Origin of the sequence: uncultured Gimesia sp. (assembly GCF_937910335.1) — a bacterium.
In the GTDB taxonomy this organism is placed as follows: Bacteria; Planctomycetota; Planctomycetia; order Planctomycetales; family Planctomycetaceae; genus Gimesia.
The window spans coordinates 1-8,860 of the sequence record NZ_CALEMX010000215.1; the positions used below are offsets into that span (position 1 = coordinate 1).

6 protein-coding genes are annotated in these 8,860 nt (G+C 43.9%); 2 read left to right on the plus strand and 4 right to left on the minus strand.

Annotation, left to right across the window (positions count from 1 at the left end; all coding sequences use genetic code 11):
• Both Q0668_RS08295 and Q0668_RS08300 read right to left on the minus strand, forming a co-directional pair.
• The coding region (locus tag Q0668_RS08295) for an SDR family oxidoreductase (RefSeq protein ID WP_298862677.1) at positions 1-589 on the minus strand (589 nt) is incomplete at its 3' end.
• A gap of 256 nt (positions 590-845) precedes the next feature.
• On the minus strand, positions 846-3,074 hold the full coding sequence (locus Q0668_RS08300; RefSeq protein WP_298862681.1) for an MMPL family transporter: 2,229 nt from the start codon (positions 3,072-3,074) through the stop codon (positions 846-848).
• A 533-nt stretch (positions 3,075-3,607) separates the two neighbouring features.
• Here Q0668_RS08300 and Q0668_RS08305 point away from each other — a divergent pair.
• Positions 3,608-3,958: a PilZ domain-containing protein gene (locus tag Q0668_RS08305; protein WP_298862684.1), complete on the plus strand. Its 351-nt coding sequence runs from the start codon at positions 3,608-3,610 to the stop codon at positions 3,956-3,958.
• A gap of 37 nt (positions 3,959-3,995) precedes the next feature.
• Here Q0668_RS08305 and Q0668_RS08310 read toward each other — a convergent pair whose 3' ends face one another.
• Entirely contained in the window at positions 3,996-5,834 is a 1,839-nt protein-coding gene (locus tag Q0668_RS08310) for a hypothetical protein (RefSeq protein ID WP_298862700.1), read from the minus strand.
• Positions 5,835-6,015: 181 nt separating this feature from the next.
• A complete protein-coding gene (locus Q0668_RS08315) occupies positions 6,016-6,873 on the minus strand; it encodes a deoxyribonuclease IV (protein ID WP_298862703.1) in 858 nt (285 codons plus the stop codon).
• 375 nt (positions 6,874-7,248) lie between these two features.
• Between Q0668_RS08315 and Q0668_RS08320 the strand changes: the two genes are divergently transcribed.
• Entirely contained in the window at positions 7,249-8,667 is a 1,419-nt protein-coding gene (locus tag Q0668_RS08320) for a sulfatase (protein ID WP_298862706.1), read from the plus strand.
• Positions 8,668-8,860 lie beyond the last annotated feature (193 nt).

The window sequence follows — 8,860 nt, forward strand, 5'->3', positions numbered from 1 at the left end:
TTTTCGAATCCCCAATAATAATGGCAGGTCTAAAAACAGTTAATGAGTCAAATTGATCTGAATTCCGAACCAGTAACTCTGCCTCAAGTTTACTGCGTTCATAATCGTTTCCGGATTCCTGGCCTTCGTCAACATCCGACTCCATGATTCTTCCTGTACGCAAACCGCATACATAAGCAGTCGATACATGATTAAAGTTTTTGATCCCTGCTGTTTTACAAAAATCGAGAACCTTTTTCACACCGCCTACATTTGATCTCCAAGGTTCGCTCTCCTGGCTGGTGCTATAAAAGGAAAGACTGGCTGCGGAATGAATCATATGGTCCACATTTTGTGTTGCCCATTCTAACTGCTCCTGACTTAGGCCCAGATTGTCTTCATTGATATTTCCTTCAAGAATGACAGGCCGGGTTAATTCACGTCCCATCTGGTCATCCCAGAACCCCATGATCATGTCAATGCGTTGATCAACCGTCATGCGTCTCGTGGGACGAACAAGTACTGCTAAAGGGACACCTGCCGAAGCTAAATCCCTGATTAAATATCTTCCCAATAATCCTGTGGCACCTGTTATCAGATGATATCCCATTTTTGATTTCCGCTGTGTTTTTTAAAAAATAATGTGAAGGTAAATCGAGATCTGAAATTGCTAATCCACCTGTTTCCGCCAGATATTTCTGCTATTGTAGAAGATCAAGAAAGAGGGCATCTACAACTCATTAGAAGTGGGAACCCGACTGAACCAAGGAGAAATCCATGATAATGAACTGGCTTCATATATCAATCAAGGGGTGCTGAAAAGCGGAGACTTTAGCAGAGCAATTGCCAATATTTCGGGACTGATTCTATGCAACTGCTTTCTCTGTTTGGTCTTTTGTTCCTCTTTGATTCTGTTTGAGGAAATGAGGAGCACCAGGAAGTTGCCTCTCGGGCAAATCGCTGCTGTCATTGCGATCAGTAGTTTCGTCTTCGATAGATTTCTTAGGACGGAGTGCTAGTAAACAAGGGAGTAAAACCAGGTCGCCAATCAAGGCCGCCGCTAGCAGAGAAGCCATCATATATCCAAATCGGGCTGTTGGAACAAAATTACTCAAAGTAAGAGCAATCATACCCACACCGGTAATGACAGCCGCTGTAAAAATCGGTTCGCCTGTCATCAATAGAGAATCTCGAGACGACTTGGCAGAATCACGGGTCAGTCGAAATTGACTCTGATAACGAACAAGGAAGTGAAATGTCCCATCGACGGCAATGCCCAATGCAATACTGGCCGTCATCATGATTCCAATATCAATTGGAATTTGAAACCAACCGAGGATGCCGAATACGATGCAAATGGGAGTCAGATTGGGAACCATTGCGACCAAACCAGCTTTGATGGATCGCAATGAAATAATCATGATTACGGTAATGATGAGAAAAGCCATCGAAAAGCTTTCCCAAAATCCAATAAATATCTGGCTTTGGGCCCGTCTCAATAACGGAGCGACACCTGTCAGAATGATATTGGGATCATCAATCAATGCAGTCAACTCATCGTAGATTAAATCCTGAGGCATATCTGCGTTGCTGTGAATTCTTGCTGAAATTCTCCACAAACGATCGCCATCGGAAACAAAATCATTCTTCCCATGTGAAGATTGTGCATGTGACAATAAACGGGCAGTCTCAAAAGGACTATCTGGAAACTGTTTTGGAAAAAAACTGGCCAGAGACATCGTATGTCTAACCGCTGGATGCTGTTTGATCGTATTTTCCAGTTGGCGTACTCGATCGATTTTTTTAATAAAAGGAATCTCTTCGTCACCAAAATCAATGATGGCTTCAACTGAGTCCAATTCGGTCAAGTTATTCTGAACTGAGCGAACATCCTGTATGACTCTTCCATCTGACGGTAGAAAATCGAGTGGATCGATTTTTGTTTTGAGACTAAAGAGTCCGATACCGGTTATCATCACAAGAACGATAGTCGCAATTGAAACTCGACCAGAGTGATCAATGAGCCAGTTGGCACACCGCCGAAAGTCCCAACGCTGTTCTCCCGCATGCACTGTTTTTGGATCAATGGGCCAGAGAGTTAAGACTGCTGGTGTAAGCCCTAGCCCCGTGATCAAGGAAACAAAAGTTCCAATCGAGGCTGCATAACCAAATTGAATAACCGGCCCAATTTCGCTGACTGTGAGGGAAAACAGACCAATCGTCGTCGTCAGTGTTGCCAGACAGCAGGGCTTCCAGGCAATCCGCAAAGCGGCAATCAAGGGATCTTCTTCGTCAATACAACTGGCAACATAGTGGTGTACGTGAATGGAAATCGCCAGGGTAAAAACCATCACCATCACTGATAGGGCACCCAAGATGAAATTCATTTCACCTCCCCCCAGATAGATCAACGCCGTTGTCAGATTGATGGCCCAAATGGTTAGACCAAGAGTGGCAAGAGTTTTCTTCCATTCCCTGAACGAGTAGTATAATAATACCAGACTGATCAGCAGGGTGATGATAAAGAATTTTTTATTGTTTTTCTGACTTCCCAGACGATCCAGTTCGGCAACAACAACGGGAGCTCCTGCCAATTGAACTTCTTTTCCTATCAGCTGGTTATATTCAAGCTTCTCACGAATCCCCTCGACCGTTCCCGCACGATTTTTAATTCCCTCATCGGAAAGTAATACAAGAATGCCCGCGACATTCTTTTCAGAATTCATCAGCAGGCCATTCAAACGATACTCAATTTGCTCTGGTTCGACTTTGAGTTCATTTAGAATATTTTTGAGCCGTTGTGGAGTCCAACACTGACGGACCGTTGGTAATGTTTCAATCCGGCCAGCGGTCGATTCGACCAGCAAGGGTTGATTGAGCCCATCCTGCAGTGCGACCAATATGACTTCTTCTGCTCCGAATTCTGCTTTAAACCGATCGTATACGATTCGGACATCAGAATCACTTGGCAGCCAGGTTTCAATGTCATTATTTGAGGGCAGCAACTCTGCCAGAAATGTCAGAATTGGTAGCGTACAAAAGACACCCCAGATTAGTTGCTTGCTATATTTTTTGTAAAAAGAAGAGATCATCATAAGAGTTGTTAGATCAATCTGCTTTCTCTTGCTAGTGCCTGTTCAATTTCTCTCTTTAAAGAAATCTAGAGAGAGAATCCAAATCTAGTTGCGAAAATGAAAGGTTGGTCTGATTGAACAATCTTGGACTATGATCATTGAGATCATCCCAAACTCATATCGAACCAGTTTTGTGCATGACGTCATGAGGATTTAATAAACAGCAAACGTTATAGCAGAATTTGCTGGAGTCTTTGGAATGATTGATACAATACGCGCCATCAAGGGGTGAATAATCGTTACAACTCGTAGCAACTCATAAGATTCTTTTGCTTGGTCGGACGTTATAATTGTTAGCGTTTAACATGTATCAGTGCCAAGAAAGCCTGGCTTATTAAATATCGAAATGTTCACAGACAAAAAACACCTCACAATCTGAAATCTGAAAGTAAAGTGAATCCGGGAATATTTTTATATCCTATATTTCAGTATCAGGTTTGAATGAGAAACCGAAAATCCTTACCGTAACGACAGCCCGATCAGGAGTAAATTCAATGGAAGAGACCCCGTGGAGTCGTCCATCAATGGATGACCTTAAACACGTATTGGAAAGTTTTGGTAACAATGACACTGTCAATCTGAGAAATGTGGACCGACTTGAGTTATCGGTTCCCGCAGAAGTGAAAACATCTCGTGGCAATACCATTTCTGCCATGACACGGGAAATTAGCCGTCAGGGACTAGGATTACTGCACAAAGGCATGTTGAATCCCGGTGAGGTCATTATAAAACTCGCCAGTGAAACACGTGAGTTTGAATACCGTGTGAACATCATGTGGTGCACGCCGTGTGAGAACGGAATGTTCATCAGCGGTGGAGAATTTGTCACCAAACCGGAAAATTAATCAGACAGATCCACCTGGTTCATACTGAACTGCTAATTCAGGAGGGTGAATTGCTGCGTCTAATCAGAATGACAATGATCGTTAGCAGCAGCAGAATGATCACCCCGCCCACCATTAACAAGACTATAGACATACCCCACCAACTGCTCTTTGGTTGTGGATGCCGCTTCTCCTCCAGATCCCATTCAATTTCATCTAACGTCAAAGTTGATTTAATTGCTTGTCCGTTTTCTTTCTCTCCCGCAAGTTTTTGATCTACGAGAGTAGATTGTTCATTCTTCGCACCTTCCTGTATTTTTGATCGATATTTCACAGGAGCCGTCTGAGTCTTCTGATGCTTTCCGGATTGATTGAGCATCATATTTTGATGTACCTGATTCTGTCCAGCTTGAGATGTAAGATCCTGAGGCACGGATGGTAGTTTAGGAAGCATCAATTTGGGACCGGGTGATGTCGACTTCTTATCCTCTTTTTCTGATTCCTGCCGAATCGGTTCAGGACCACTGATCTTGATTCTGGCTGGAGGCTCATCGGGAATGGTTTCCAGATTCGATTCGAGATCCGGATTCCGGACAGATTTTGATTTCTGCGGCTGTGTTTTATCAGGAACAGGAAATTCCATTTGTTCTTCAGGCTGCAGATCGAATGCAGGGGGTTCCAGTGAAATTCCATGGGAACGATCATGCGGTTTCTGAGTCGTAGAACGACCTGGCGGAACTGAATTTTTCTGCCTCTGTATTCCCAAGTTACGGGGAGTGATTATCGGCAGTTCTTGATTCGGTGCGGTTGCGTTTCCAGGTAGCGGAGTTCTTTTTTTGGGTTTTGCCACCGGACGTTTTTTTAATGGATGAACGGTTGAAGGTGAAAAATGAAAGTTTTTTACAGATTGACCGCCATTGGATTGGACTTTGGATTTTGTGTGTTCAACTGGCTTCACATCTGTATCCCGGCGACCAGAGGCGATGCTCTTGATGTGTTGCATTAATTTTTGGGGAGATTCCTCTTCAGGTCCAAAAGCAACATGTCCGCGGTAACTCGACTCCATGGCCTGCTCTGCTAAAAAGAGAGCATACTGATAGTTTTTTCGTACTGATTCCTGCCTAGCACGCTCCATAATGGTATTAATTTGCAATCGTCGCATGTCATGATCCACATCTTCTACTTTTGGCTTTGCCTGTTCCAGATCACGTTTCAGGTCTTTCCCAAGTTGTGAAATTTGCGAATGTGCATCTTGATGGGCTGCCTGATCATAGTAGCGGCTTAACTCTTGAGTTCGAAACTGATCTGCCACGGAAGATTTGGCATCTGAGTTTTTGTTTTCAATTTGACTCTGTTTAGGATGAGACGAAACTGTTTTTGCAATCTGTTGTATACCGTTAGAAATTTCCTGGGCCATCGAACTGGATGCGACTTTGATTCGATCTGATTTCTGATGATATGATTTTGCAACTTTCGACTGATACCTCTTTGCTGATTCTATCAATGATTTAGAACGCCAGCTCTCGGGTCGTTTTTTGAGTGTTTTCCGAGGAGCTTTATGCATGTTCTCTACAGAGTTCTCAAATTTTGAAACCGAATCACCTGAAATTTTGACGCGTCCTGGTTTTTCTTCCTGATACCCGACTTGCTCGATGAATGGGGAAAATTCATCAACTTTACCATTTAAGGCAGATTGAGTTGAAGAATATTTCTTTTTCGAATCAAAATAGTTAAAGCTGGAACTGGTTTTGGAAGCGAGCAGAGCATCTTTTGAATTTTTATCGGATTGAGAAATGACTTCTCCTGGTTGACGTAGACACCCTACAAGCAAACAAGTGAGAATCACTACTAACGAATAAACCGTTATCAGGTTTCGTTTTAACAGACCGATCTTCACAACCACAAATCCTGTTCTCTGTCTGGGTCGCGGGAAGTAACCTCAATGGGTGGTTGAGGTTTTAAAGAGCAAATTAATCCGGCGCAACCACGCTCGACCACTTGCCTGTTGTCATATATCGACGAGGCTATTTTGATAGCATGAGAGGGTATTGAGGATTTTAGTAGTCTTTAGGAAAATATCAGCCCTGATAGAGCTTACGTAAGGTTTCCATGTTGATTTGATCCAGCGGAACACCATCTTCTTCATCTTTCGGTGTTTCCAGATACATTGGCCGATCCTGAAACGTCTGATCATTCAGAAGATGCCGAAACGGCTCCAAACCCAAGCACCCTCGACCAATATTTTCATGCCGATCTTTGCGACTACCAAACTCACATTTACTATCGTTGATATGAAATGCGCGCACCTTTTCGAAGCCAATTACGTTGTCTAATTCCGCCATCGTTGATGCATATTCTGACTTTTTGATTAAAGGATAACCGGCAGCAAAAATGTGACAGGTGTCAACACAAATCCCTAACCGCTGTCCTTCTTTGACCTGTTCCAGAAGATATGCCAGTTGCTCAAAACGAAAACCCAGATTCGATCCCTGCCCCGCCGTCGTTTCTAGCCAGATTTGTGTGGCGAAATCCTCAGTCTGCTGATGAATCAGATCGATGGCAGCTACAATTCGATCCAACCCTTCCTGTTCACTTGAAGTGACAAAACTGCCGGGATGCATCACAGCTCCCTCCAGTCCCAATGCTTCAGCCCTTTCTAACTCGATTACCACTGAGGCAATCGATTTGTCCCACAACTCATCTTTGGGGCTCGCCAGGTTGATCAGGTAGCTCATATGAGAACAGGGATGCCCAACCCCCGTTGCAGCCAGTCGTTCCTTAAACAGGCTAACATCTTTCTCCGTCAATGGTTTTGCCCGCCATTGATTATTGTTCTTGGTAAAAATCTGCACACAATCCATTTCGAATTGGGCTGCGGTATTCACGGCTTTATAATATCCACCAGCGATCGACTGATGTGCTCCCAAAATAGGCATTTATCAAATCCAAGCATGAAAAGAATTATTGAAGCGAGCCACTACTTTTGAAAAGTAGCCTGGCTCGGAATAGAGTAAGATTGCGTTGATACGATTTCAATGCTTACACTGGATACAATTATACGCTTGATTGCATGGTCCATCCAGCCACTGTTGTGAGCAATAATGACTTCGGAAGATCGAGTACTGTGTACTACGATCGACAGCGGAAACCCATGCGGATATTGTTGAGTTTTATGGATTGTATTCCCAGTAAAGATTACAATCACTCTGTAATAGTCTTATCACACCAACAAAGCGTTCCCAATCATTATGATCACTAAAGTGACGCATTCGATGATTTCACTACATAATATAATTGAGTCAGGATGAATCATGTATTCGATCAAATTACTCTCACTCTTTTTCTTTTCTATTTTATTTACTGATCTCGTACAAGCGGCTGACCAGCCTAACATCATCATATTACTGGCAGACGATCTTGGTTATGGCGAGTTGGGATGTCAGGGGAACCCAGAAATCCCAACACCTCATATCGATTCAATTGCAAATGAGGGATTCCGCTTTACTCAAGCATACGTGACCGCACCGAATTGCAGCCCCTCCCGTGCAGGTCTGTTGACGGGCAAAATCCCCACTCGCTTCGGATATGAATTCAACCCGATTGGTGCGCGAAATGAAGATCCGGGAACAGGTCTTCCTTCAAATGAAAAGACCATCGCGGAATTGCTACACGATCAAGGCTATACAACAGGGCTGATTGGAAAGTGGCATCTGGGTGGATCTGCTGATTATCATCCATTCCGACACGGCTTTGATGAATTTTTCGGTTTTGTACATGAAGGCCATTACTTCGTCCCACCACCTTACCAAGGTGTCACCACAATGCTGAGGCGCAAGACAATTCCCGGCGGTGGCAAGGGACGTTGGATAAGTAAGAATCTGATTTATTCAACGCATCTGGGGCACAACGAACCAGATTATGACGCGAACAACCCCATCATTCGTGGCGGACAACCAGTCGTCGAAACAGAATACTTGACCGACGCCTTCACTCGCGAGGCTGTCAGCTTTATCGATCGCCATAGTGATAAGCCATTCTTTCTTTACCTTGCTTACAATGCAGTTCACAGTCCGCTGCAGGGCAAGCACAAAGACATGCAGCGATTCAAATATATCAAGGATATCCATCGTCGGATTTTTGCCGCTATGCTGGCATCAATGGATGAAAGTGTCGGTAAAATCTTGACGCAAGTCAACGATGCAAAACTTGATAAAAAAACACTTGTCATTTTTCTCAGTGACAATGGGGGCCCCACTCGCGAACTGACATCCAGCAACCTCCCCCTCCGTGGTGGCAAAGGAACGATGTACGAAGGCGGATTACGGATACCATTCATGATGCGTTGGACTGACACATTGAAGCCAAATCAGACATTCCATCGCCCCGTGAGTAGCATGGATCTCTTCAGTACTTCAGCAGTTCTTGCGGGTGCAGCCTTACCTGAAAATATTGATGGTTGTAATCTGATGCCCTACTTGCTCAATGAGAAAACAGGATCCCCTCATGAGGAGTTTTTCTGGCGACAAGGTAACAAAGCTGCACTGCGAAGTGGTGACTGGAAGATTGTCAATATGCGAAGAAATCGAAAAAATTCCAGATGGGAGCTTTTTAATATCGCCAATGATCTCGCGGAGGAACGAAATCTTGCCACTGAGCAGAAAGAAAAGCTAAATGAGCTACAAGCACGTTGGAATGAACTCAACTCGCAAATGAAACCATCGTTTTTTTAAGGGTGCATCAGATAGTCTGTTACAACTCATAGTTGTTCGGCCTGAATAGTGATTACCTTTGTGTTGTAGAGTGTGAACCGGGACGGCTGCTTCCCTGCTCTATGATTTTGGCAAGTTGCTTTTTAAGTCGACTCATTACTTCAGCATGTTTATCAGATACATCTCTCTTTTCGGCAGGATCATCTGAAAGATT

What these genes read in the sequence shown, in the direction of transcription:
- Q0668_RS08300 (WP_298862681.1), bottom strand. Translation starts at nt 3,074, where the DNA reads ATGATGATCTCTTCTTTTTACAAAAAATATAGCAAGCAACTAATCTGG.
- Q0668_RS08305 (WP_298862684.1), top strand. Translation starts at nt 3,608, where the DNA reads ATGGAAGAGACCCCGTGGAGTCGTCCATCAATGGATGACCTTAAACAC.
- Q0668_RS08315 (WP_298862703.1), bottom strand. Translation starts at nt 6,873, where the DNA reads ATGCCTATTTTGGGAGCACATCAGTCGATCGCTGGTGGATATTATAAA.
- Q0668_RS08320 (WP_298862706.1), top strand. Translation starts at nt 7,249, where the DNA reads ATGTATTCGATCAAATTACTCTCACTCTTTTTCTTTTCTATTTTATTT.